The organism is uncultured Microbacterium sp., assembly GCF_947632095.1.
GTDB lineage: Bacteria > Actinomycetota > Actinomycetes > Actinomycetales > Microbacteriaceae > Microbacterium.
In genome coordinates this window covers 1-24110 of sequence record NZ_CANROA010000012.1, presented here as the reverse complement: position 1 = coordinate 24110, position 24110 = coordinate 1, and the positions used below count along the sequence as shown (strand labels likewise).

The following is a 24110-nucleotide window of genomic DNA, read 5'->3' as shown; positions in this document are numbered from 1 at the left end:
AAGATGGGTTTGTGATGACCGGATCAAATCGCACCTACAAAAAAATCGCGGAAACCGTTGAGTTTCCGCGATTCTTTGGTCGGGCTGACAGGATTTGAACCTGCGACCCCTTGACCCCCAGTCAAGTGCGCTACCAAGCTGCGCCACAGCCCGTGGCATTGTTTTTCAGTTGTTCGGGCCGACCGAAGAGTGGTAAACCACTTAACCCCCAGTCAAGTGCGCTACCAAGCTGCGCCACAGCCCGTTGTTCTTCGTTCTCACGAAGGCAACTCCCCTATATTAGCCGCATCCGGGCGCGAATCGCGAACTGAGCGACGCTCGGCCGTGTCGCACGGCGATTCGCGGGTTCGAAGAGCTGTTTCAGCGTGCCTCTACGATGAGGGGATGCCGACGACGTCCCTCCGCTCCCCCGTTCTCTGGGCGTTCGTCCCCTACCTCCTGATCTCGATCGTGCATGTTGCGGCCCTCGCAATCCGCAGCGACCTCGCCGGCCCCACGAAGCTCTCGCTCATGCCGCTGCTCGCCCTGCCGATCCTCATCTCGGCGCGCCTGCGCCCGCCTCTGGCGATCGCGCTGCTGCTCGCGGCGGTCGTCCTCTCCTGGCTCGGTGACGGCGCCGGCGCGTTCTTCCCCGCAGGCCCCGAACTTCCCCTCATGCTCCTGTTCTTCGGCCTTGCCCACATCGCCTACATGGTCGTCTTCCTCCGCGTGCTGCGGATCCGCCGCTTCCCCCGCTGGGCGTTCGTCTACGCCGCCTGGTGGGCCGTGATGCTCGCGGTCCTCGGCCCGCACACCGGTGGCCTGTTCTTCGCCGTCGCCGTCTACGGACTCGTTCTCAGTGGCACCGCAGCACTATCGACCCGTTGCCACCCGGTCGTCGCGGTCGGTGGCATCCTGTTCCTCACGAGCGATACGATCCTCGCCTACCGGATCTTCCTCCCCGATGCGATGCCGTTCTGGACGAGCCCGGCCGTCATGCTCACGTATACGCTCGGACAGGGGCTCATCATCGCCGGTGCCCTCATCACTCTGCGTTCGAGGAGAGAAGAATGACGGATGCCGCGCCCAAACCGGTACGCGTCGACAGCTGGCTCTGGGCCGTCCGCCTCTACAAGACGCGCTCCGCGGCGACCACTGCATGCCGCGCCGGACATGTGCGCGTCAACGGCGACAAGGCGAAGGCCGCGCAGACGGTGAAGCCCGGTGATGAGCTGCGCATCCGCATCAGCGGCTTCGACCGTCACCTCGTCGTGCGTCAGACGCTCACCAAGCGGGTCGGGGATCCTCTCGCAGCTGTCGCCTACGAGGACCGCACGCCGCCGCGCGAACCGATGGCCGCCCTCGGCGTGCGCGACCGCGGCGCCGGACGCCCGACGAAACGCGAACGCCGCGACATCGACAAGCTCCGCGGACGGGACTGAGAACCGAACGCGTCAGAGTCGCGCGCGCAACGCCGGCCAGGCGTTCGCGAATCCCGGATGCAACGACCGCTCGGCAACCTCGTCGATCGGCACCCATTCCAGCGCGACGCTCTCCGGGTCGCTGATGACGGGCTCGAACGGCGTCACGACATCGGCGACGACCGTCGTGTACGACCAGATCTCCAGATCCAGAACGCTCGTGAACCGCGGTGCGACCGCGCCCTCGGGAATACCCGCCTCCTCCGTCGCTTCGCGCAGCGCCCCATCGATCGGCGCCTCATCCTGGTGCAGTGCACCGCCCGGCAGACCCCACGTGCCGCCGAAGTGGCTCCAACCGACCCGCAGCTGCAGCAGCACACCGCGCTCGGCATCGACGGCGAGGAGCCCGGCCGCTCCGAAGCGCCCCCAGTACTTCTCGCCCGTCTCGGCGACGACCCACGCATCCCCCGGATCACGCGGACCATCGGGTCGACGCGGTTCATCAGCGGCGGGAGGAATGATCGTCACCCGTTCAGCTTTTCACAGCATCCCGCTCAGATGGGAGAATGATGACGTGAAGCTACTCGTCGCCGCCCTCGATTCCGAACTCATCGCCTTCGACGGCCCGCTCGACGGGTTCGACCGTCTGGTGACCGGCCCCGGCAAGCTCAAGGCCACATTCGGCCTGACGCGTGCCCTCGATTCCGCCGAATACGACGAGATCCTCGTCGTCGGCACCGCAGGGGCCCTCGACCCCTCGGTTCAGCCCGGCGTGCACGAGATCGGTTCCACCTTCCAGCACGACGTCATCGACGAGAACGGCGTGCACGGCCAGCACGTGTCGATGCCGCAGAGCATCGCGCTGGCTGAGGGCGGATCGACGATCGCCACGGGCGACAGCTTCATCGACGACGCCGACGCGGTCATCGCGATCCGCGAACTCGGTGGGCAGCTCGTCGACATGGAGTCCTACGCCTACGCCTGGGTCGCCGCACAGTTCGGCGTGCCGATCCGCATCTGGAAGGCGATCTCCGACAACGCGCAGGATGGCGCGAACACCACGTGGGACGAAGCGGTCACCGCCTGCAGCCACCAGCTGCGCGACCGCGTGCGCGCCGAATACGGCGTCTGATCCCGCTCAACTCCGCGCGGTCAGCTGGGCGAATGCCCCGCCGGCCGCGCGCAGCTCTCCGGCCGTTCCGGTCTCGACGATGCGCCCTCGATCGATCACGGTGACGGTCGCGGCATCATCCAGCAGGTCGACCCGGTGGGTGATCTCGATGATGGTCGGCCGCTCCACCATGCCCCCGAGCCGCTCGCACACCGTCTGCGCGGTCGCCTCGTCGAGCTGGCTGAGCGACTCGTCGAGCACGAGAAGACGCGGCCGGGCGACGAGTGCACGGGCGAGGGCGATGCGCTGCATCTGTCCTCCCGACAGCGTGGATCCGCGCTCTCCCACCCGGGTCCGGAGACCGTCGGGCAAACGGCCCTCTCCGAGCAGCACGGTCTCGAGCGCGTCGAGCAGTTCGGCGTCCGATGCATCCGGGCGCCCGAGCCGCAGGTTATCGGCGACGGTTCCGGGGAACAGCACGGGCCGCTGATCGACGACCGCGACGGCACGCCGCAGCCCCGCCAGAGATGGTGCGGACACCGGCACCCCATCGAGCAGGATTCTCCCGGCATCGACGTCGTGCGCGCGCAGCAGAAGGCCCGCGACGGTCGACTTGCCGCTGCCGGAGACACCGACGAGCCGGTGCCATCCACCCGCTCCGACCGTGACGTCGATGTCCTCCAGTGCCGGTGAGCCGGTTCCCGGGTACGCGAACGACACCGCATCGAAGGCGACGCGAACCGGCCCGGTGCCGGCGAGCTCACCGCTGCCGTCATCGGAGACGGCGGGCGGAGCATCAACGACCCGGCGCACACGGGCGCAGGCGGCGAGTGCCGCATCGAGTCCGCTGGCGAAATCGTCGGTTCCCGCTCCGCCGAGCCACAGACCGACGAGCACGGCGATGGCGAGCACAGCGGTCGTGGCATCGCCCGCGACAAGCAGCACGAAGACGACGGCTGCGCCCCACAGCATCCGCTCGATGATCTCACGCACCGCACGTGCGCGCGCGATGCGCATGCGCGCACGCGTGACGAGGCTCTCTCGTTCATGGCGGTCGCCGTCGCGGATGTCGCGGGCCTCGAAGGCGAGCACCTCGCGGATTCCCTGCACGTCATCGGCGACGTGAACGGCGACGTCGGCACGTGCGGCGAGTTCGGCGCGGGATGCTGCGCCCGCGGCCCCACCTCCGACGAACGGCAGCAGCAGGGCGATGGCCAGCGGAATCGCGACCGCCAGCGCCGTTGCCGGATCGACCAGAACAGCGAAGGCCGCCAGCGCGATCGCGGGCACGGTGACCGCGGCGATGACGGGCGGGATCGTGTGGGCGAAGAACACTTCGATGCGGTCGATGTCCTCCGTGGCGCGGGCGGTGAGCTCGGCCGAGGCCTTTCCGGTCGTCGCGGCCGGCGCCTGCGGGATGAGCCGGCGGAACAGCAGCTCGCGCAGCCTCTGCAGCGCGGCGAAGGCGACCCAGTGCCCGGCGTACTGCTCGAGGTAGCACAGCCCGGCCTTCACGAGGCTGAGGATGATCAGGGTGAGCGCGAGCGGCCAGAGCGAGAGGGGCTCCCCCGTCATCGCCTGCACGAGACCGGCGACGGCGAGAACGAGGATCGCGACGTTCAGCAGATCACCGATGATGCGCGCGATCGTCGCGATGCCCAGCGGCCACAGCAGCGGCTTCGTCTGTCCGATCAGCCACCCGATCAGTGCGCGTCGCGGGGTCATCGTTCTCCTCCCGGGGTCAGATCGATGATGCGGTCCGCCGACAGCACCGCTGCGGGCCGGTGCGCGATCATCAGCACGGTGCGCCCTGCGGCGAGCTCATCGAGTTTGGCGAGGAATACGGCCTCGCCCGCGAGATCGACCTGCGAGGTGGCCTCATCGAGCAGCAGGATCGGCGCATTGCGCAGGTGCGCCCGCGCGATCGCGAGACGCTGACTCTGTCCGCCCGACAGTGACAGCCCGTGTTCGCCGACGAAGGTTCGCAGCCCCTGGGGCATCGCGCGCACCTCGTTCGCGAGGCCCGCGAAGTCAAGCGCGTCCCACATGTCCTGCTCGGTGGCTGCCCCATCCGCGAGACGCAGATTGTCGGCGATGCTCCCGTGGAAGAGGTGCGTGCGCTGCTCGACGACCGCCAAAGCGCGGCGCACCTCGACGGGCGAGGCCTCCCGGGTGTCGTTTCCGGCGACGGAAACCGACCCGGATGCCGGAACCAGGTGTGCCTGGATCAGCGCCGATACCGTCGACTTCCCGACACCGCTCGGGCCGACGAGGGCGACGCGCTCCCCGGGCTCGACCTCGAAGGAGAGATCCTGGACGACGGGTCGTTCGGCGGTCCATCCGGCGGTGACATCGCGCAGACGCAGGGTCGCGGCATCCGAGGCATTCGCGGAAGAGGAAGAGTCCGCGCTCGATGCACGCTGGCCCCGCAGCAGATGCGCACTGATCGCGCGCTGCGAGGCGCGTCCGCCGATGCCGATGTAGAAGAACTGGCCGACCATGTCGACGGGCCGGATCACCAGCAGGGTGCACAGCACCACAGCGAGCCCCTGTCCGACGCTCAGCCGTCCGTCGCCGACGCGGGCGATCGACATGAGCACCGCGACGAGCACGATGCCGAGCGATACGGCCGCGTCCATCACGAGGATGAGGATCTGGTTCGCCGCGAGCACCCGCATGAGACCGCGGCGATGCCGCTCGCCCTGCTCCGAGAGCGCGCGTTCGGCGCGTCCTGCTGCTCCCGCGGCGACGAGGGCGCCGAGCCCCTGGATGTCCTGCAGGAACTGCGCGGCCAGGCGTCCGCGCTGCCGGCGGTTCTCCGCGCCGGAAGCCTTCGACAGCCGTTGCGCTGCGCCGATCAGCACCGGGACGAGGAGGACGATGACGAGCAGGACCCCGGCGATCACCGGATCCAGCAGGACCGCGATGATCGCGAGCACGAGAACCGGAGTCGTGAACGCGCCCAGCGTCGGGCCGAGGAACGCTGCCCGGTAACGGGCCGTGCGCTCCACGGATCCCGTCGCCAGCGCCAGAAGCGATCCGGACGCAGGAGCAACACGCACTCCCCTATCGAAGACGGCACCCATGATGCCCTGGCGCAGCATCCGCTCCGCACGATCCTGCACACGCGCCGTCGTCATGGTCGCGAGCCCGCTGATGACCGCGGCGACCACGACTCCCGCGACGATCCCGCAGATCGATGCGACGGTGCTGCGCCCGGCGGGCATCGCATCGATGGCCGCTCCCACGCACAGGAAAACGACCGAGAGCGCCCCGGCCTGCAACCAGGTCAGCACGACGGAGAAGGCGGTCGCCCGGCGAGGAACGGATGCTGCGATGAGCGGGTGCTGTTCGGCGGTCATCTGCGCTCGTCCCTCCTGCACGGCAGGCGCGACCGTGCCTGCAGGATTGCCGAGCACGGCGTCGATTGACGATTCGCCCTTGCCCGTGACATCGACCACACCGATCGTAGCCGGGTTCGCTATGCCCCGCCTCGGTGAGACGTGTCCGCGGGCGGTCAGCGCGCGAGGGCCTCCGCGTGGTTCGCGCCCGCGCTCAGCCGTCCGGCGGCCAGTTCCTCCGCCGCCGCCAACGGGGTCACGCCGCGCTCCTCGGCGTCGCGCAGGATTCTGCGCACGGTGTCACCGATGCCCGCGACCCGCTTCATGATCTCGTCGCGCTCGCCCAACTGCTTGGCCTCGAGGTCGAGATAGATCACTCCCCCGGCGTTGACGACGAAGTCGGGGGCATACAGGATGCCGCGATCGGCGAGGCGCTGGGCGCCGCTGTGATCCGCCAGAGGGTTGTTCGCCGGGCCGCACACCGCTCGGGTGTCGAGTGCGTCGATGACCTCGTCCGTCAGGATCCCGCCGATTCCGGCCGGCACGAAGACGTCGCTCACGAGCGCGTGCTCCGTACCGGGCTCCACCCACACGGCACCGAGATCGTCCGCCAGGGCGCGCCGCGCCGGGTTCACGTCGGTCACGGCCAGGCGCGCGCCCTCGGCAGCCAGACGCGTCGCCAGGCGACCGCCGACCTGCCCGAGGCCTGAGATCGTCACGGCTCGTCCCGCGACATCAGCGCTACCAGTCGCGCGTTCGAGGACAGCGCGCAAGGACTCGTAGACGCCCAGGCTCGTGGGCCCGGCCGGCTCTCCCGAACCGCCCGCAACATCCGGCAGCCCCACCACATGGTCGGTGCGCTCGGCGACCACAGCCATATCGTCCATGGTCGAGCCGACGTCCTCGGCGGTCCGATATGCGCCGCCGAACATCTCCACGGCATCGCCGAGGTCGAGGAACGCCGCACGTCGGCGCTCCGCATCGAGAACCGTGCCCTCCGGCAGACCGATGACGGACTTGCCACCCCCGGCGTCCAGGCCCGCGGCCGCATTCTTCAGCGTCATCGCCGCCGACAGCCGCAGCGCATCCCCCAGCGCGTCGCTCCAGTGCGGATACGTCCAAAGCCGCGCACCGCCGAGCGCCGAGCCGAGAACCGACGAATGCAGCGCCACAGCGAGGAAGAGGCCGCTGCGCCGACCGGTGACCACCTCCACGCGCTCATGGGCGAACTCGGGCAGGGGCAGGGTGTGCGACATCGCATCCTCTTTCGACAGGCCTTGTGGGCGCAAGAAGGCGGATACCGCGTTGTCGCGGCATCCGCCTTCATTGCACCACTCGGTGCGCCTTTCGGCAAGGGAGGGTCAGCGCTGGCGCTTCTCCCGCACACGCATGTTGACGACGATCGGGGTTCCCTCGAACGAGTACAGCTCGCGCAGGCGACGCTGGATGAATCGGCGGTATCCGGGATCCAGGAAGCCCGTCGTGAACAGCACGAACGTCGGCGGACGCGTGGCCGCCTGGGTTCCGAACAGGATGCGGGGCTGCTTGCCGCCGCGCACCGGGTGCGGGTTCTCGGCCACGAGCTCCGTGAGGAAGGCGTTGAACTTGCCCGTGGGGATACGGCGGTCCCAGCTCTCCAGAGCCGTCTCCAGTGCGGGGACGAGCTTGTCGAAGTGGCGACCGGTCTTCGCGGAGATGTTCACGCGCGGAGCCCACGCCACGTGCGCGAGGTCCTGCTCGATCTCGCGCTCCAGGTAACGGCGACGATCCTGGTTCTCCATGTCGAGATCGTTGAGGCGATCCCACTTGTTGAACGCCAGGACGAGAGCGCGGCCCGACTCGATCACCAGGTCGATGATGCGGATGTCCTGCTCGCTGATGGGCTGCGAGACATCGAGGACGACGACGGCGACCTCGGCCTTCTCGAGCGCGGCGGACGTGCGCAGCGACGCGTAGAAGTCCGCGCCCTGCTGCAGGTGCACGCGACGACGGATGCCGGCCGTGTCGACCAGGCGCCACAGCTTGCCGCCGATCTCGACGACCTCATCCACCGGATCGCGGGTGGTTCCGGCGAGATCGTTGACGACCACGCGCTCCTCGCCCGCGGCCTTGTTCAGCAGCGACGACTTGCCGACGTTCGGACGGCCGAGGATCGCAACGCGGCGCGGGCCGCCGACCTCGTACTTCGCCACGGCGGAGATGGCCGGCAGCTTCTCGAGCACGGCGTCGAGGAGGTCGGCGACGCCGCGGCCGTGCACGGCAGACGTCGGGTGGGGCTGGCCGAGGCCGAGCGCCCAGAGACCCGCGGCCTCGGATTCCTGGCGGGCGTCGTCGACCTTGTTGGCGACGAGGAAGACGGGCTTGCCGCTCTTGCGCAGAAGCTTCACGACGTGCTCATCGGTCGACGTGGCGCCGACCATCGCGTCGACGACGAACAGGACGACGTCGGCGAGGTCGATCGCGACCTCGGCCTGTACGGCGACGGAGCGGTCGATGCCCTTGGCATCCGGCTCCCATCCGCCGGTGTCGACGAGCGAGAATCGGCGGTCGTTCCACTCTGCCTTGTAGGTCACGCGGTCGCGCGTGACTCCGGGCGTGTCCTCCACGACGGCCTCGCGGCGGCCGAGGATGCGGTTCACGAGCGCGGACTTGCCGACGTTCGGACGACCGACGATCGCGACGACGGGAAGAGCGGGGAGGAACTCGATCCCGCCCTCTCCCTCGGTCAGCCCCGCCAGCAGCGCGGCATCGTCCTCATCGAGGTCATAGTCGGCGAGACCGGCGCGCATCCCCGCTGCCCGCTGTTCCGCGAGCTGCTCGTCGAGCGCGTCCATCTTCTCGGCGAGATGGTCGGGACCACCCTCGTATTCTTCTTCAGCGGCCATTGCCCGCTCCTTGCTTTCGGTCGATCACCGTGAGCACGGCTTCGATGGTCTGGGGGAAATCGAGGTCGGACGAATCGACCACCTCGACGCCTTCTGCGGCGTTGAGGAAGTCGACGACCGCGCTGTCGGAGGCGTCGCGCTTGTGCAGCGCCTCGGCGACAGCGGCCGCGTTCTCACCGGCGAGTTCGCCGGCGCGGCGGGCCGCACGCACATCGGGTGCGGCGGTGAGGAGGATGCGCACCGGAGCGTCCGGAGCGACCACCGTCGTGATGTCGCGCCCCTCGACGACGACGGCCGGGTAGGGCGCGGCGGCGACGAGGGAGCGGAAGAAGATGTTGACCTGCTCGCGGATCGCGGGCACACGGGCGACACCGCTGACCGCTGCTGAGACGCGCGGTTCGCGAATGGCTGCGGTGATGTCGGTGCCGCCGACGGCGACCGTCCGGTCATCGACCTCGAGCCCGAGGCGCAGGTCGAAGTCGGATGCCGCGGCCAGGACGGCCTCGACGTCATCGGTGTCGTCGCCGCGCTCGAGCACATGCCACGCCAACGCCCGGTAGGCGGCGCCGGTGTCGAGGAGTCCGTAACCGCGCTGACGCGCGATCGCCTTCGAGACGCTCGACTTGCCGGATCCCGCCGGACCGTCGATCGCGATGAAATCACTCATTGGTCATACCTGCAATCTGCCATCCGCGCTTCTGCAGTCCGTCAACGGCGCCGATGAGTGCGGCCGGGGCCACGCTGATCTCGGCGAGTCCGAACTGGGCGCCCGGCGAATGCTCCAGGCGCAGGTCCTCGACGTTGACCCCGAGCTCGCCGAGCTCGCCGAACAGGCGACCCAGTTGTCCCGGAGTGTCGTCGACCATGACGACGAGCTGTTCGAAACGACGGTTCTGCCCGTGCTTGCCCGGCAGACGCTCCACCCCGTCGTTGCCCTGACGGATGGCCTCGGCGACGACGCGGCGAGCGCCCGGAGCATCCGGTTCGCGCAGCGCATCCGAGACGACCTTGAGGTCTTCGGCGAGCGCGTCGAGGATCTCGACGACGGGGTGCGCATTGGCGCCGAGGATCTGCACCCACAGCTCGGGGGCGGATGCCGCGATGCGGGTCGTGTCGCGCACGCCCTGCCCCGTCAGGCGCAGGGATTCCTCATCGGCGGCGGCGAGGCGTCCGGCGAGAAGGCTCGCGACGACCTGCGGCACATGCGAGGTGATCGCGACCGATCGGTCGTGCTCCTCGGGCGTCATCTCCAGAGGCATGGCACCGACATCGAGTGCGAGGTCCTCGACGAGCGCGAGGTCCTCGGCGCGGGTCTCCTCATCGCGGCACACCACCCAGGGGCGCCCGATGAACAGATCGGCGCGGGCAGAGATCGCCCCGCCCCGCTCGCGCCCCGCGAGCGGGTGCGAGCCGATGTAACGGGTGAGGTCCACGCCGCGACCGACCAGAGCGCGGAATGGCTCGAGCTTGACGCTCGCGACATCCGTGACGACGGCGTTCGGGAAGCGGGCGAGCTCCGCCTCGATCACATCGGCGGTGACGTCCGGTGGAACAGAGACGACGATCAGCCGAGGCGCATCGTCCTCGCGCGCGGCACGGCCGGCACCGTAGTCGATCGCCAGGCGCAGTTGCGCGGGCGAGGTGTCGGCGAGGACGACATCGACGCCCTTCGCGCGCAGCGCGTGTCCGATACTCGCTCCGAGGAGGCCCGCGCCGACGATGCGCACGGTCCCCGAAAGGCGCGGCGCATTGCCGTTGCCATTCGTTCTGGCGCTGTCGATCACACGTTCTCCTGGGCGTCTCCCGGCGTGGCGTCCGCGGGGGCATCGTGGCGCGCGAGAGTCAGAAGCGCACCACGTTCGATTTTACTCAGTTCCCGGCTCTTCCCCGCCGGGAGAGTTCCCAGGTGGAGCGGGCCGAACTGGCGCCGCACGAGTTCGACGACCGGATGCCCCACCGCGGCCATCATGCGACGCACGATCCGGTTGCGCCCCGAGTGGAGGGTGAGCTCCACCAGGCTCGAGCTCCTGCCCTGCTTCGAGCTGTCCAGCAGTCGTGCCTTATCGGCCTTGATGAATCCGTCCTCGAGATCGAAGCCGGTCACGAGCTTCTGGATCACCTGCGGCGTCACGATCCCCTCGACCTTGGCGATGTAGACCTTCGTCACGCCGAAGGACGGGTGCGCGAGCACGTGGGCGAGCTCGCCATCGTTCGTGAGGATCAGCAGGCCGCTCGTCTCGGCATCCAGGCGCCCGACGTTGTACAGGCGCTCCTCGTAGTCCTGCGTGAACCGGCGCAGATCCGGCCGGCCGTTCTCGTCCTTCATCGTGCTCACGACACCCGTGGGCTTGTTGAGCATGACGTAGCGCTTGGAGACGTCGAGCTGGATCGCGGTGCCGTCGACATCGACCAGATCGACCTCCGGGTCGATGCGCCGGCCGAGCTCGGTCACGGTCTCGCCGTTGACGCGGATGCGCCCCTCGACGATGTACTGCTCCACCACGCGGCGCGAGGCGACGCCAGCTGCGGCGAGGACCTTCTGGAGGCGGACGCCCGTGGGCGCCTCGCCGAATGGTTCGATGGTCATGTTCATCGGATGCTTCCTTCTTCGAATCCGTCTGCGCCGTCGTCGAGCAACGGCGAGATCGGTGGCAGCTCGTCGAGCGAGTTGATGCCGAGGTTCTGCAACAGCGCGTCGGTCGTGCCGTAGTTGATGGCGCCGGTCTCGGAGTCGGCGAACAGTTCGGTGATGAGACCACGTGCGACGAGCGTGCGCACGACGGAGTCGACGTTTACCGCGCGGATGGATGCGACCTGGCTTCGAGTGACCGGCTGCTTGTAGGCGATGACCGCGAGGGTCTCCAGAGCCGCCTGCGACAGGCGCGCGGGCGCCTGCCCGCCGACGAACTCGGCCACGAGATCGTCATGATCCTCGCGCACGTACAGTCGCCAGCCGCCACCGACCTCGCGCAACTCGAATCCGCGCCGGGGCCCCGCGCCGCGCCCGTCGTAGTCATCGACCAGCGATTGGATCGCCTGCCGCACCGCCGGTACGGGAGCGGCGACCGCGGCGGCGAGCGCGACGAGTCCCAGTGGCTCGTCGAGGATCAGCAGGATCGCCTCGAGCCGCTCTGCCAGCGGGGCCGGAGAGGTCGCGGCATCCGTCATGTCATCGGTCATAATCGGCTCCCAGCGTGGCGAGGGTCTCGTCGGACCACGTATCGGCGATCCACCGCAGCGTCAGCTCTCCGAGCGGCTCGAGCTGCTCGAAGGAGATCGCCGCGTGGCGGTACAGCTCGAGCACCGAGATGAACCGGGCCACGACGATGCCGGGCTCCGTCGTCCCTGCGACGAGCTCCCGGAAGGACAGAGACTCGACGCCCCGCAGCAGCGCGACGACGATGGCTGCTTGCTCCCGGATGCTGACCAGCGGCGCGTGCAGATGATCCAGGCCCACGCTCGGGATCTCCTTCGGCGCGAACGCGAGCAGTGCCAGCGCCGAGAAGTCGTCGACGTTGAGCGCCCAGACCAGCTCCGGCGTCTGCTGACGATGACGCTCGTCCAGGCGGACGGCGCGAGTGTGCCGTCCCTCTTCTCTCCGGAGGCAGCGCGAGAACCAGCTCGACACCTCCTTGAACGCCCGGTACTGCAGGAGCCGGGCGAACAGCAGATCCCGAGCCTCGAGCATCGCGACGGCCTCGGCGTCGACGAGCTCCCCCTGCGGCAGGAGACCCGCCACCTTCATATCGAGCAGGGTCGCGGCGACGACGAGGAACTCGGATGCCTGATCCAGCTCCTCGTCGGTGTCGAGCGCGCCCAGATACGCGATGAACTCGTTCGTCACCGCGCTGAGGGAGACATCGGTGATGTCCATCTCATGCTTCGAGATCAGACTGAGCAGCAGATCGAAGGGGCCGTCGAAGTTCGACAGCGACACGCGGAAGCCATCGGTCGCGGCATCATCGACGGCATCGGCCGCGTCGACCGCGGAGCCGATCGCGGGGGCGAGCGGACTCTCGCTAGGCGACGGCACCACGGGCGACCAGCTCCCGGGCCAGCCGCAGATACGCCTGAGCGGCGGCATGCTCCGGCGCGAACTCGATGATGGGGACGCCCGAGACCGATGCGTCGGGGAACTTCACGGTGCGTCCGATGACCGTTTCGAGGACATCGTCGCCGAAGGCCTCGACCACGCGCTCGAGCACCTCGCGGGAGTGCAGGGTGCGGGCGTCGTACATCGTGGCCAGCAGACCGTCGAGCTTGATGTCGGGGTTCAGCCGGTCACGCACCTTCTCGATCGTCTCGATGAGCAGGGCCACACCGCGCAGCGCGAAGAACTCGCACTCCAGCGGGATGAGTACGCCGTGGCTCGCGGTGAGCGCGTTGACGGTGAGAAGGCCCAACGACGGCTGGCAGTCGATGAGGATGACGTCGTACTCATCGGAGACCTGGCGCAGCACTCGCGCGAGGATCGTCTCGCGGGCCACCTCGTTGACCAGGTGCACCTCGGCGGCCGACAGATCGATGTTCGCCGGCATGACGTCCAGACCGGGGACGCCCGACTTCACGATCACCTCTCGCGCATCGCGCTTGGTGTCGAGGAGAAGATCGTAGATCGTCGGCACATCGTGGGTCGGAATTCCCAGGCCTGCCGACAGCGCACCCTGCGGATCGAAGTCGACGGCGAGCACCTTGCGGCCGTACTCGGCAAGGGACGCGGCCAGATTGATCGACGTCGTCGTCTTGCCGACTCCGCCCTTCTGGTTGCACAGGGCGATGATCCGGGCGGGGCCATGCGAATCGAGCGGCGCAGGCGTCGCGAACCCCTGATAGGGGCGCCCGGTGGGTCCCATGACGACGTCGCCACCCTTTGACGCTGTGCCCTTGGACTTCGCCACGTTCTGAGCCACCGAATCTCCCGCTTCCCTTGTGCTTGCTCGATTCTAGCTATTCACCCGGCGCGATACCGTCTCCGTTCCGGCGATCCGGGGGAAACTCTCGCTAGAATTCAGAGATCCCGGCGGATCACCCGATTCCGCCCCCTCGGAGGACGGGAATGCAGCCAGCAATGCCCGAGCAGGCAGAGACGCTCGACGACATCGCTCGTGCGCTCGTGCAGCACCGCGCGCACAGCGGCCTTGTGTCGTACGCCGAGATCGCTTCCCGCATCAGCGCCTACCGGCAGGAGAACGGCACCGCCGCGCACCAGGCGTCCGTCGCCAAGACCACCGTCTACGATGCGTTCCGCATCGGACGCGCCCGCATCGACCCCGACCTCATCGCCGATATCGTCCGCGCCCTCGGCGCCGACGAAGAAACCACACGTCTCTGGCGCACCCGCGCAGCCAATGCCCAGCGCACCGCTCCGACAGCGGCGCCCACAGCTTCCGAGACGGCTGCCGTCCCCACGGCACCCGTTACTGCTCCTGCGGCGAAGCCCAAGCCGACTGCGCCTCCGGCATTCATCGCGCCCGCGCTCTCATTCCGTCAGCTGCTGCTTCCGGCCGCGACCCTCATGACCGCTGCCATCATGATCAACGTGATCGGCGCCGGCGCCGTCACCTTCCTCAGCCTTCCCCTGTACCTCGACATGATCGGCACGGCCTGGGCCGCGATCGCGCTCGGTCCCTGGTACGGCGCCATCGTCGGCGTCTTCTCCACAGCGGCATCCGTCGGCGTCAACAGCCACGATGCGATCCCCTTCGTGCTCGTCAACGTCGCCGGTGCCCTCGTCTGGGGCTACGGCGCCCGCAGCTTCGGCATGGCCAGATCCCTGCGCCGCTATCTGTCCCTCAACGTCATCGTGGCGATCGTCTGCTCGCTCGTCGCCCTTCCGCTCATCCTTCTGCTCTTCTCCGGCATGACCGGCCACGAGGCCGACAGTGTCACCGACGCACTCCGAGCCATCGGGGCGCCCCTGCCCCTGGCGGTGTTCGTCTCCGACCTGCTCACCTCGCTCACCGACAAGCTCTTCTCAGGATTCCTTGCACTCGGTCTTCTCATCTCGTCGGCAAGCTGGGTCCCACAACCCCCTACGCCGACGATCTGGTCCGTCCGAGACTGATGATGCGCGGCGGCGGGCAGCTCCCCAGCTGTCGCCCCCGCCGCGCTGTGCCCAGACGACTTCGATGCCCCCACCGAAGCCCTCTGGGCGGTGTCCCCAGCTTCACCAGCTCGTCACCAACGCTACCTATCCGGAGCAGCCGCATTCGGCGGAATGGATCATTCCGAACGAACCCGAATCCCCTCCCGAACGAAACCGAATACCAAGTCCGAACGATTCCGAACGGCGTGATTCCGGGGTTCTCAACGGTTCAGCGCGCCCGCGGGTGCGAGGTCGCGTAGATGTCGCGCAGCGCATCGACGGAGACGTGCGTGTAGATCTGTGTGGTCGCGACGGACGCATGCCCGAGCAGCTCCTGCACGACGCGGACATCGGCACCTCCCTGCAGAAGATGCGTGGCGAAGGAGTGGCGCAGCGTGTGCGGTGACACCTCGACCGTGAGCTGCGCGCGCTCGGCCGCCGCCCGGATGATCAACCACGCGCTCTGTCGCGACAGCGGTGCGCCTCGGGCCCCGAGGAAGAGGCGGGCGGAAGCCCGCCCCCGGGCCGCGAGCGCCGGGCGCACGCGCGCGAGGTAGGCATCGACGGCGTCCCGGGCGAAAGACCCCACCGGAACGATCCGCTCCTTCGACCCTTTTCCCCGCAGACGGAGCACGTCCCCGTACGAGAGGTCGTCGACGTCGAGGCCGGTGACCTCCGAGACGCGCGCACCTGTCGCGTACAGAAGCTCCAGAAGCGCCCGATCACGGATCCCGAGAGGCTCATCGGCCGCGGGCGCGCCGAGAAGCAGCTCGACCTGATCGATCGTGAGCGCCTTCGGAAGGCGCTGCGGTGTCTTCGGCGGGCGCAGGCGTCCACTGGGATCCTCGACCTCTACGCCCTCGCGCACGAGGAAACGATGAAGCCCCCGGACCGACGATTGCAGGCGGGCGAGACTCGTCGCGGCCGGAACCGGAACGATCGCCGATCGATCCGCGATGAAGCGGCTGATCGCCGAACCGGTGATCGCCGATGTGTCATCGATCCCGGCATCCGACAGCCAGGCCTGGTAGACCGTGAGATCGCGCTGATAGGCCCCGACCGTGTGCGGTGACAGCCCTCGCTCGATCGTGATGTGCCGAAGATATGCATCGATCGCGCGTTCCACGCGCATGGTCAGCCCCGCAGTCTCCGCTCGGCCGCCAGGACCCCGAGGCTCAGGATGCCGTTGCGCAGCCGACCGGCGAGAACACCCTCGACGGCCTCCGTCAGGGGTACCCGCTCGATGCGGATGTCGGCCTCCTCCGCTTCGCGGGCGAAGACCTCCGTGGCCGCGGACAGCCCGCGAGCCAGATAGATGCGGATCATCTCGCTGTTGCCGCCGGGAGTGGTCCACGTCGAGACGAGGGGCTCCCAGTGCTCGGCCACGAGATCCGCCTCTTCGGCGAGCTCACGCTGAGCCGCCTGCAACGGCTCCTCCCCCGCGATGTCGAGAAGACCGGCGGGAAGCTCCCAATCGCGATAGCGGATCGGATGCCGGTACTGCTGGATCAGCAGAACACGGTCATCGTCGTCCAGCGCGAGGACCGCCACCGCACCGGTGTGCGCGACGTACTCACGGGTGATCTCACCGTCGCCGTAGGCGATGCGATCCGATCGAACGTCCCATGCCCACCCGGAGTGGACGACCTCGCTGCTGAGGACGACGGGCTCATAGGGCTCGTCCCGGAGTTCGATCCGGGACGAGCCCTGCGAGTCAGAGGTCGATGCCTCAGGCATCTTCTTCGACGTCGAACAGCTCGCTCGAGCGGTGGCGCTCGATCGCCGCGCCGATGAGGCCGCGGAACAACGGGTGCGGGTCCGTCGGACGCGAGCGCAGCTCGGGGTGCGCCTGGGTCGCGATGTAGTACGGGTGCACGTCGCGCGGCAGCTCGACGAACTCGACGAGGTCGAGCTCCGGGTTCAGACCCGAGAAGACGAGCCCCGCTTCGGCCAGACGCGGACGGTAGGCGTTGTTGACCTCGTAGCGATGACGGTGGCGCTCGGAGATCGTCGTCGCGCCGTAGACCTCGGCGGCCAGCGACCCTTCGGCGAGGGCTGCCTGATACAGGCCCAGACGCATCGTGCCGCCCAGGTCGCCGCCGTCGAGGATGTCGACCTGCTCGGCCATCGTCGCGATGACGGGCTCGGTCGTCTCGGGGTCGAACTCGCTCGAGGACGCACCGGCGATGCCGGCCATATTGCGGCCGTACTCGATGACCATGCACTGCAGGCCCAGGCACAGACCGAGCGTCGGGATCCCCTGTTCACGCGCGAACTTCAGCGCGCCGAGCTTGCCCTCGATGCCGCGGATGCCGAAGCCGCCGGGCACGCAGATCCCGTCGAGATCACCGAGCGCCTTCTCGGCGCCCTCGGGTGTCTCGCAGGAGTCGGAGGGGATCCAGCGGAGCGTGACGTGCGCCTCGTGCGCGAAACCTCCTGCGCGCAGAGCCTCGGTCACCGACAGGTAGGCGTCGGGCAGGTCGATGTACTTGCCGACGAGACCGATCGTGATCTCGTGCTTCGGGTTGTGCACCGCCTGAAGAACCTTCTGCCAGCGCGTCCAGTCGACCTCGGGCGCGGCCTTCTCGTCGAGGCCGAGACGGCGAACGATGTAGGAGTCCAGGCCCTGGTCGTTCAGCGTCGAGGGGATGTCGTAGATGCTCGGCAGGTCGACCGTGTTGATGACGCCCTCGGCGTCGACGTCGCACATGAGCGCGATCTTGTTGCGGTTGGACTCGCTCACCGGGCGGTCGCTGCGCAGCACGAGCGCGTCGGGCTGGATGCCGACCTGGCGGAGGGCCGCTACCGAGTGCTGAGTCGGCTTGGTCTTCTGCTCGCCCGATGCGCCCATGAAGGGCACGAGCGACACGTGCACGAAGAACACGCTGTCGCGGCCGAGCTCGTGGCGCAGCTGACGCGCTGCTTCGAGGAACGGCTGCGATTCGATGTCGCCGACCGTGCCGCCGACCTCGGTGATGATGACATCGGGCTTCGGCGTCTCATCGGCCTGCAGACGCATGCGGCGCTTGATCTCGTCGGTGATGTGCGGAATGACCTGCACAGTGTCGCCGAGGTACTCGCCCCGGCGCTCCTTGGCGATGACCTGGGAGTAGATCTGGCCGGTGGTGACGTTCGCCGCCTGCGACAGGTTGATGTCGAGGAAGCGTTCGTAGTGACCGATGTCGAGGTCGGTCTCAGCGCCGTCGTCGGTCACGAAGACCTCGCCGTGCTGGAACGGGTTCATGGTGCCCGGGTCGACGTTCAGATACGGGTCGAGCTTCTGCATCACGACGCGGAGTCCGCGTGCTGTGAGCAGGTTTCCGAGACTGGCTGCGGTGAGCCCCTTACCCAAAGACGAAACGACACCACCGGTCACAAAGATGTGCTTGGTTGTGTCGTTCTTGGGTCCCGCTGCAGAAGAGTTCATCACGGGCTTCAATCCTAACAGTGAGTGGGAGCAGCAAGTCTGAGAAGCTCCCGGGCGTGGGTGAGTGCGGCATCCGAATCGGCGAGTCCGGAGAGCAGACGGGCCATCTCGGCCTCTCTGTCATCGCCGTCCAGACGGCGCACGCTCGAGGCGGTGACAGCCCCGTCATGCGATTTCACGACGGACAGGTGGTTCGAGGCGAACGCCGCGACCTGTGCCAGGTGCGTCACGGCGATGACCTGCGATTTCTCGGCGAGTCGGGCGAGTCGTCGGCCGACCTCGATCGCTGCGGCCCCGCCGATGCCCGCATCGACCTCGTCGAAGACGAACGTCGGCACGGGGTCGGTTCCGGCGATCACGACCTCGATCGCGAGCATGACCCTCGAGAGTTCTCCCCCGGATGCCGTCTTCGCGACCGGTCTCGGCTCGGAACCCGGATGCGGCGCCAGGAGGATAGCGATCTCGTCACGGCCGTGCGTGGTCTCGGGCCCTTGGCGGACCTCGACCTCGAGACGGGCATCCGGCATCGCCAGGGCATGCAGTTCATCGGTTACGGCCGCGCTCAGCCGGCCCGCGGCGTCGACGCGGACGTCGGTCAGCGCGGACGCTGCGCTCTCCAGCACCGCCCGGGCCTGATCGCGTTCGAGTTGCAGACGCTCCAGACGTCCGGAGTCGTCGTCGAGCTCGGCGAGTCGGGCGGCCCCCGTCTCCCAGAGCGCGAGCGCGTCGTCGAGGGAGCCGTGCGCACGGATGAGCGTGTTCAGCGCCGAACGGCGCTCCTCGACGGCCGCGAGCTCATGCGGACCGGTCTCATCGAGATCGGCGAGGTACGCGGAGAGCTGCAGAGCGATGTCGGAGACGCGGTAGCCGACGTCGGCGATCTGCGCCGAGATGTCGATCAGAGCACTGTCGGACGCGCGCTCGAGGTGGCGCCGCGCTTCGCCCAGCAGCGCCGAGACATCCGTCTCGCCCTCCTCGTCGGACAGCGCGCCTCGGGCGAGGGATGCGGCGAGACGGAGCTCTTCCGCGTTCGCCAGCTTCTCCGCGCGCTCGGCCAGGACCGTGTCCTCCCCCTCCTCCGGCGCTGTGGCCTCGATCAGCGCGAGCGCCTCGCGCAACCGCTCGGCTTCTTCGGCACGGCGTTCCCGGTTCTCGCTGATCTCGGCGATCTCGGCATCGAGGGTGCGCCAGGCCGCGTAGGCGGTGCTGTAGGCCTCCAGCGCGCGGGAGGCCGCTGCGCCGCCGAAACGGTCGAGCGCATCGCGCTGAGCGGCGGCAGACCGCAGCCGCAGCTGCTCGGACTGCCCGTGCACGACGACGAGCTGATCGGCGAGCGAGGACAGCACCGCCGCGGGCGCTGCCCGTCCGCCGACGCTGGCACGGCTGCGCCCCTCGGCGTTCAGCGTGCGGGAGACGTAGAGCTCGCCACGGGCGTCGTCGATGGGTTCGAGCGCTCCCCCGGCATCCGAGACGATATCGGCGACCGTCCCCTCGGAGGGAACGATCCAGACACCGGATGCCGTTGCCTGCGCCGATCCGGCGCGCACGGCACCCGAGTCCGCGCGCTGGCCGAGCAGCAGTCCGAGCCCCGTCACGACCATGGTCTTCCCGGCGCCGGTCTCGCCCGTGATCGCTGTGAATCCGGGCCCCAGCGGCAGAACAGCGTCGGCGATCACGCCGAGGCCCTGCATGCGCATCTCTTCGATCATGCCTGCGTCGCCTCGCGGCTGCCTCGCCACCCGGCGACGGGCAGCTGGAATTTGCGAACCAGCCGGTCGGTGAACTCCGCCGGGTGCAGGCGAGCGAGACGCACCGGGCGCGATGAACGACGCACGACCACGCGGGCTCCGGGGGGCAGCTCGTGCGAACGTCGGCCGTCGCACCAGAGGATTCCGGTGCAGTCGGTGCGATCGAGCATCTCGATCGCGACCGACGCATCCGGGCTCACGACCAACGGGCGTGCGAAGAGGGCGTGCGCAGAGAGCGGAACGACGGCGATGGCCTCGACCCCCGGCCAGATGACCGGACCGCCGGCGGAGAAGTTGTAGGCGGTCGAGCCCGTCGGCGTGGAGATCACCATGCCATCGCAACCGTAGCTGGAGAGCGGGCGTCCGTCGATCTCCACGACGACCTCGATCATGCGCTCGCGGCTGGCCTTCTCGACCGTCGCCTCGTTCAGCGCCCAGGTCTCGAAGACCACCGCCCCCGAGGCATCCTTGACCCGCACGGCGAGGGCCAGACGCTCCTCGACATCGTAATCGCGCGCGATGACGCGGTGGACGGCCTCGTCCATAGCATCACGTTCGATCTCGGCGAGGAACCCGACGTGGCCCATGTTGATGCCCAGTACGGGAGCGCTGTTCGTGCCGCGCACGAGTTCGGCGGCGCGGAGGATCGTGCCATCGCCGCCGAGAACGATCGCGAGCTCGAGATCATCGACGTGGATGCGATCGCCCAGCTGGTCGACATCGGCGAAGGCTCCGTCGACCGCTGCCAGCTCGGCGCAGTCATCGGGCGCGAGGACCGGACGGGCACCGGCGGCGCGCAGCAGCTGGATCACACGACGAGCCGCGGAGACGGTTTCTTCGCGCCCCGCATGGGCGACGACCAGGATGTTGCGTTCGCTCATCGTCCTCCTGCCAGCTCGTCGATGCGGTGTTTCCATTCTGTCGGATTCTCACCGCGTCCGGGCGCCATGTGGACGACGAACTCCGCATTGCCGTGAGTGCCGAGGATCGGCGAGGGAATGATGCCGAGCATCCCGAGCCCCGCATCCCAGGCATTCCAGATCACGCGCGCAACCGCATCGGCGCGCGTCGCCGGATCGGTGACCAGCCCACCGCGCACTGCGGTGCGCCCGACTTCGAACTGGGGCTTCACCAGGATCACCAGATCGGCGCCGGGCGCCGCCACCGAGACCGCCGCCGGCAGGATCAGATCCAGCGAGATGAAGGAGAGGTCTCCGACGATCAGATCGGGCGCCTGCTCTTCGCCGGTGGCGTCGACGAGGCTCTCCGGTGTCATGTTGCGGACGTTGAAGCCCTCGACGTTGACCACGGCGGGATCAGCGGCGACGCGCGGTGCGAGCTGGTCGTGACCGACGTCGACCGCGAGCACCCGGCGTGCACCGCGTTCGAGCAGCACCTGCGTGAAACCTCCGGTGGAAGCCCCCATGTCGAGGGCGAGACGCCCGCTGACCGGAACCTCGAAGGCGTCGAGAGCCGCGTTGAGCTTATGGGCGCCGCGGCTCACATAATGGTCGCTCTCGGCAACCGTCAGCGACGAGTCGTCCCGCACCGCGGTGGACGCCTTGATGATCTGGCGGCCGTCCACGCTCACGAGCCCGGCGGAGATCAGCGTCGCCGCATGAGAGCGGGAGCGAGCCAGGCCCCGTGCGGCCAGGGCCGCATCCAGGCGCGTCACTGCGCACCCGCCGTCGAACGGCTCATGCCCGGTGCGCTCTCCAGCCGACGGAACAGCTCGTCGTGAACCGTGGCATACGCGTCTGCACGCTGGGCGATCGGCTGGCTCTCGATGAGCCGCAGACGGCTCCACAGCGCGTCAGTGGGATCGGTTGCCGTTGGGTCGCTCACGTCTTCCACTTTAGAGGCCACCACAGACACGCGCTGTGAGGCGCACTCAGGGGCGGTGGAACGGATCCGCGTAGAGCTTCTCCGGAACGTTCATGACGAAGATCGGTGTTCCCGATTCCCATACGGCGGCAGCACCTGCCCGCAGAAGGTCGATCTGCGCGGAACCCTCAGCCAGGATCTGGACCTCGGCGCCGACGACGCGCACGGTGGCGCCGTTGACGGTGACGGCTCCGTCCGCACGATGGATCTGCGGGTACGGCTCATGCAGTTCACGCAGATCGCTCACGATATAGGTGGGTCGCGACCCCTCGGGGGCTGCAAGAACGTGCTTGGGACGATCGATACCGGTCAGAACCAGCACGGACGACATTCCGGCTCGCGAAGCCCCCATGATGTCGGTGTCGAGACGGTCTCCGATGAACAGCGGCTGGCTGGCGCCGAACCGGGCGAGCGCCTCTTCGAAGATCGGCACCTCGGGCTTGCCGGCGACGGTCGCGAGACGGCCGACCGCAGTATGCACGGCCGACACGAGCGTGCCGTTGCCCGGAGCGACACCACGCTCGCGCGGAATCGTCCAGTCGCTGTTCGTCGCGATCCAGGGAATGCCGCCCTCATCTTCGGGGCCTTTCAGCGCGAAAGCAGCCTCGGCGAGGTCTGTCCAGGCGACGTCCGGGGCGAAGCCCTGAACGACGGCATCCGGTCCGTCCTCCGCGCTGCGAGTGACGGTGTAGCCGGCCTTCTCCGCTTCGACGACCAGTCCCTCTCCCCCGACGATGAGGAGGTTGGCCGGTGCCGGAACAATAGTCGAGAGCAGACGCATAGCGGCTTGCGGGCTCGTCACGACCTCATCCGCGCGGACGCTCAGCCCGAGTTCGGTGAGGTGCTGCGCAACAGAGGCATCCGTGCGCGCCGCGTTGTTCGTGATGTAACCGACCTTGCGGGATTCAGCGACACGGTTCAGGCTCTCAACCGCGTGCGGGAGCGCTCCCGGACCGGCGTAGACGACACCGTCGAGGTCCGCCAGGACCACGTCGACACCGGCAAGCGGTGTTCGGTCAGCGGACTTCGACGACCTCGAGAACAGACCCACTCAGGACTCCTTCGACTCTTCCTCTGCCGATTCGACGGCATCCGTGCTTTCATCCTCATCGACGGAGTCATCCGACGCCGAGGAGCTCTCCGCATCCACTGCGGGAACCTCATCCTCATCATCGGGCATGTCGATGAACATGTCTTCGACGACGATCTCGTCTTCGTCGTCGTCCGAGAGGCCGAGGGCATCGGCGGCAACTTCTGCGCGCTCCTGCCAGTAGGCCGCTTCATCCGTCCGGCCGAGATCCTCGAGGACGGCGGCCTGGGCGCTGAAGAGCGCAGGACTCCACTCGAAGGCGCGGTTCGGGTCGAGTTCGGGGATCTGCAGCTCGCCGAGTGCCAGCTCCACCTCTCCCTGATCAAGGCGTGCACCGGACATCGCGATCGCCAATGCGACGCGAACAGCCGACGGCAACGCAGCCCGGTCGACGGAACGGCCCGCTTCCAGAGCACGGTCCGGACGGCCGACGCCACGCTCGCTGTCGACCATCAGAGCGATCTGGTCGTCCTTGCCGGAGATGCGGCGGAACGTGCGCAGCTCGCGAAGAGCCAGCGCAAAGTCTCCCGTCGCGTATGCCGTGATCCCGAGCGTCTCGCGGACGATCGCGATACGACCGGCCCGACGAGATGCGGCCAGAGCATGCTTATGCGCAAGTTCGGGGTCCTCCTCGATCAGACGCGATGCCATAGCCAGATGACGCGCGACTTCCTCGGCATTCTCCTTACTCAGAGTCTTGAGCTCGTTGCGAGCGGGGCCGAAAAGGTCACGGCCGGTGACGTCATCGGGAACGATCGGATCATCGTTACGGGGACGATCGGATGCGTGGTGCATCGGTCGTTCCCGGCCGACGCCGCCGCGCTGCGGGAAACCGCGGCCGGCATCGCGATCACGGCGCGGTGCCCGGTCGGAACGGTCGCGGTCAAACCCGCCTTCACGCTTCTGGTACCCACCCTCACGACGGTCACCATCACGACGCGGAGCACCGCCATCAGCACGCTGGTACCCACCCTCGCGGTTCTGGTACCCGCCTTCCCGGCGGTCGCCATCACGACGCTGGAAGCCGCCCTCGCGACGGGGAGCGCCAGAGTCACGGCGCTCATGCCCACCTTCACGACGGTCACCATCACGACGCGGAGCACCGCCATCACGACGCTGGAAACCACCCTCACGACGGT

At 68.3% G+C, this 24110-nt stretch carries 24 protein-coding genes, 1 tRNA gene and 1 pseudogene; 5 read left to right on the top strand and 21 right to left on the bottom strand.

Features of this window, described 5'->3' with window-relative positions:
* Nucleotides 1–76: 76 nt before the first annotated feature.
* Nucleotides 77–153: transfer RNA gene (locus Q0Z66_RS05310), tRNA-Pro, on the bottom strand.
* Nucleotides 154–384: 231 nt separating this feature from the next.
* On the opposite strand from Q0Z66_RS05310, the gene Q0Z66_RS05305 reads away from it, so the two are divergent.
* Together Q0Z66_RS05305 and Q0Z66_RS05300 are read left to right on the top strand one after the other, a co-directional pair.
* Nucleotides 385–1053 carry a lysoplasmalogenase family protein gene (locus Q0Z66_RS05305; protein ID WP_298038591.1) on the top strand — a complete coding sequence of 223 codons (669 nt, stop codon included), beginning with the start codon at nt 385–387 and terminating at the stop codon, nt 1051–1053.
* Complete coding sequence (locus tag Q0Z66_RS05300; protein ID WP_298038589.1) at nt 1050–1421, top strand: RNA-binding S4 domain-containing protein; 372 nt, start codon at nt 1050–1052, stop codon at nt 1419–1421. The genes Q0Z66_RS05305 and Q0Z66_RS05300 overlap by 4 nt, the downstream gene beginning before the upstream one ends.
* Before the next feature lie 15 nt (nt 1422–1436).
* Here Q0Z66_RS05300 and Q0Z66_RS05295 read toward each other — a convergent pair.
* Nucleotides 1437–1928: pseudogene (locus Q0Z66_RS05295) on the bottom strand (NUDIX hydrolase); the annotation flags it as partial.
* A gap of 46 nt (nt 1929–1974) precedes the next feature.
* Between Q0Z66_RS05295 and Q0Z66_RS05290 the strand changes: the two are divergent.
* Complete coding sequence (locus Q0Z66_RS05290) at nt 1975–2532, top strand: nucleoside phosphorylase (protein ID WP_298038587.1); 558 nt, start codon at nt 1975–1977, stop codon at nt 2530–2532.
* A gap of 6 nt (nt 2533–2538) precedes the next feature.
* Here Q0Z66_RS05290 and Q0Z66_RS05285 read toward each other — a convergent pair whose 3' ends face one another.
* From Q0Z66_RS05285 to Q0Z66_RS05240, 10 genes are all read right to left on the bottom strand, one after another.
* The gene (locus tag Q0Z66_RS05285) at nt 2539–4236 is read right to left on the bottom strand and encodes an ABC transporter ATP-binding protein (protein ID WP_298038585.1); all 1698 of its coding nucleotides are present in this window, start codon (nt 4234–4236) and stop codon (nt 2539–2541) included.
* Nucleotides 4233–5972: an ABC transporter ATP-binding protein gene (locus Q0Z66_RS05280; RefSeq protein WP_298038582.1), complete on the bottom strand. Its 1740-nt coding sequence runs from the start codon at nt 5970–5972 to the stop codon at nt 4233–4235. Before Q0Z66_RS05280 ends, Q0Z66_RS05285 begins: the two co-directional genes overlap by 4 nt.
* A 56-nt stretch (nt 5973–6028) precedes the next feature.
* Complete coding sequence (locus tag Q0Z66_RS05275) at nt 6029–7108, bottom strand: Glu/Leu/Phe/Val dehydrogenase family protein (RefSeq protein WP_298038580.1); 1080 nt, start codon at nt 7106–7108, stop codon at nt 6029–6031.
* Between the two features lie 105 nt (nt 7109–7213).
* The gene (der, locus tag Q0Z66_RS05270) at nt 7214–8737 is read right to left on the bottom strand and encodes a ribosome biogenesis GTPase Der (RefSeq protein ID WP_298038577.1); all 1524 of its coding nucleotides are present in this window, start codon (nt 8735–8737) and stop codon (nt 7214–7216) included.
* Nucleotides 8727–9404 (bottom strand): (d)CMP kinase, encoded by a 678-nt coding sequence (gene cmk, locus Q0Z66_RS05265; RefSeq protein ID WP_298038575.1) that lies wholly within the window; start codon nt 9402–9404, stop codon nt 8727–8729. Before cmk ends, der begins: the two co-directional genes overlap by 11 nt.
* Complete coding sequence (locus tag Q0Z66_RS05260) at nt 9397–10521, bottom strand: prephenate dehydrogenase (RefSeq protein ID WP_298038573.1); 1125 nt, start codon at nt 10519–10521, stop codon at nt 9397–9399. The genes cmk and Q0Z66_RS05260 overlap by 8 nt, the downstream gene beginning before the upstream one ends.
* Nucleotides 10518–11324 carry a pseudouridine synthase gene (locus Q0Z66_RS05255; protein ID WP_298038570.1) on the bottom strand — a complete coding sequence of 269 codons (807 nt, stop codon included), beginning with the start codon at nt 11322–11324 and terminating at the stop codon, nt 10518–10520. Before Q0Z66_RS05255 ends, Q0Z66_RS05260 begins: the two co-directional genes overlap by 4 nt.
* 2 nt (nt 11325–11326) lie before the next feature.
* The gene (gene scpB / locus Q0Z66_RS05250; RefSeq protein ID WP_298038568.1) at nt 11327–11917 is read right to left on the bottom strand and encodes an SMC-Scp complex subunit ScpB; all 591 of its coding nucleotides are present in this window, start codon (nt 11915–11917) and stop codon (nt 11327–11329) included.
* Nucleotides 11907–12773, bottom strand: coding sequence for a ScpA family protein (locus tag Q0Z66_RS05245; protein WP_298038567.1), 867 nt, complete (start codon nt 12771–12773; stop codon nt 11907–11909). Before Q0Z66_RS05245 ends, scpB begins: the two co-directional genes overlap by 11 nt.
* The gene (locus Q0Z66_RS05240) at nt 12757–13590 is read right to left on the bottom strand and encodes a ParA family protein (RefSeq protein ID WP_298038665.1); all 834 of its coding nucleotides are present in this window, start codon (nt 13588–13590) and stop codon (nt 12757–12759) included. The genes Q0Z66_RS05245 and Q0Z66_RS05240 overlap by 17 nt, the downstream gene beginning before the upstream one ends.
* Nucleotides 13591–13805: 215 nt before the next feature.
* Between Q0Z66_RS05240 and Q0Z66_RS05235 the strand changes: the two genes are divergently transcribed.
* Nucleotides 13806–14801 carry a hypothetical protein gene (locus Q0Z66_RS05235; protein ID WP_298038563.1) on the top strand — a complete coding sequence of 332 codons (996 nt, stop codon included), beginning with the start codon at nt 13806–13808 and terminating at the stop codon, nt 14799–14801.
* A 250-nt stretch (nt 14802–15051) separates the two neighbouring features.
* Here the strand turns inward: Q0Z66_RS05235 and xerD are convergent, their stop codons facing one another.
* The 9 genes from xerD to Q0Z66_RS05190 are packed head-to-tail and all read right to left on the bottom strand — an operon-like array spanning nt 15052 to nt 23622.
* Nucleotides 15052–15954, bottom strand: a complete 903-nt coding sequence (gene xerD / locus Q0Z66_RS05230; RefSeq protein WP_298038562.1) for a site-specific tyrosine recombinase XerD — start codon at nt 15952–15954, stop codon at nt 15052–15054.
* 2 nt (nt 15955–15956) lie between these two features.
* Complete coding sequence (locus tag Q0Z66_RS05225) at nt 15957–16559, bottom strand: NUDIX hydrolase (RefSeq protein ID WP_298038559.1); 603 nt, start codon at nt 16557–16559, stop codon at nt 15957–15959.
* Complete coding sequence (locus Q0Z66_RS05220; RefSeq protein WP_298038558.1) at nt 16552–18249, bottom strand: CTP synthase; 1698 nt, start codon at nt 18247–18249, stop codon at nt 16552–16554. The genes Q0Z66_RS05225 and Q0Z66_RS05220 overlap by 8 nt, the downstream gene beginning before the upstream one ends.
* A 14-nt stretch (nt 18250–18263) precedes the next feature.
* Nucleotides 18264–19958: a DNA repair protein RecN gene (recN, locus tag Q0Z66_RS05215; RefSeq protein WP_298038556.1), complete on the bottom strand. Its 1695-nt coding sequence runs from the start codon at nt 19956–19958 to the stop codon at nt 18264–18266.
* Nucleotides 19955–20878, bottom strand: a complete 924-nt coding sequence (locus Q0Z66_RS05210) for an NAD kinase (protein WP_298038554.1) — start codon at nt 20876–20878, stop codon at nt 19955–19957. The genes recN and Q0Z66_RS05210 overlap by 4 nt, the downstream gene beginning before the upstream one ends.
* Nucleotides 20875–21672: a TlyA family RNA methyltransferase gene (locus Q0Z66_RS05205; RefSeq protein WP_298038551.1), complete on the bottom strand. Its 798-nt coding sequence runs from the start codon at nt 21670–21672 to the stop codon at nt 20875–20877. The genes Q0Z66_RS05210 and Q0Z66_RS05205 overlap by 4 nt, the downstream gene beginning before the upstream one ends.
* On the bottom strand, nt 21669–21842 hold the full coding sequence (locus tag Q0Z66_RS05200; RefSeq protein WP_298038548.1) for a hypothetical protein: 174 nt from the start codon (nt 21840–21842) through the stop codon (nt 21669–21671). The genes Q0Z66_RS05205 and Q0Z66_RS05200 overlap by 4 nt, the downstream gene beginning before the upstream one ends.
* 46 nt (nt 21843–21888) lie before the next feature.
* Nucleotides 21889–22932: an HAD-IIA family hydrolase gene (locus Q0Z66_RS05195; protein ID WP_298038546.1), complete on the bottom strand. Its 1044-nt coding sequence runs from the start codon at nt 22930–22932 to the stop codon at nt 21889–21891.
* Nucleotides 22933–23622, bottom strand: a complete 690-nt coding sequence (locus tag Q0Z66_RS05190; protein ID WP_298038544.1) for a hypothetical protein — start codon at nt 23620–23622, stop codon at nt 22933–22935.
* Nucleotides 23623–23628: 6 nt separating this feature from the next.
* Between Q0Z66_RS05190 and Q0Z66_RS05185 the strand changes: the two genes are divergently transcribed.
* Nucleotides 23629–24110 (top strand): hypothetical protein (locus tag Q0Z66_RS05185; protein WP_298038541.1); only part of this gene is annotated, 482 nt, incomplete at its 3' end.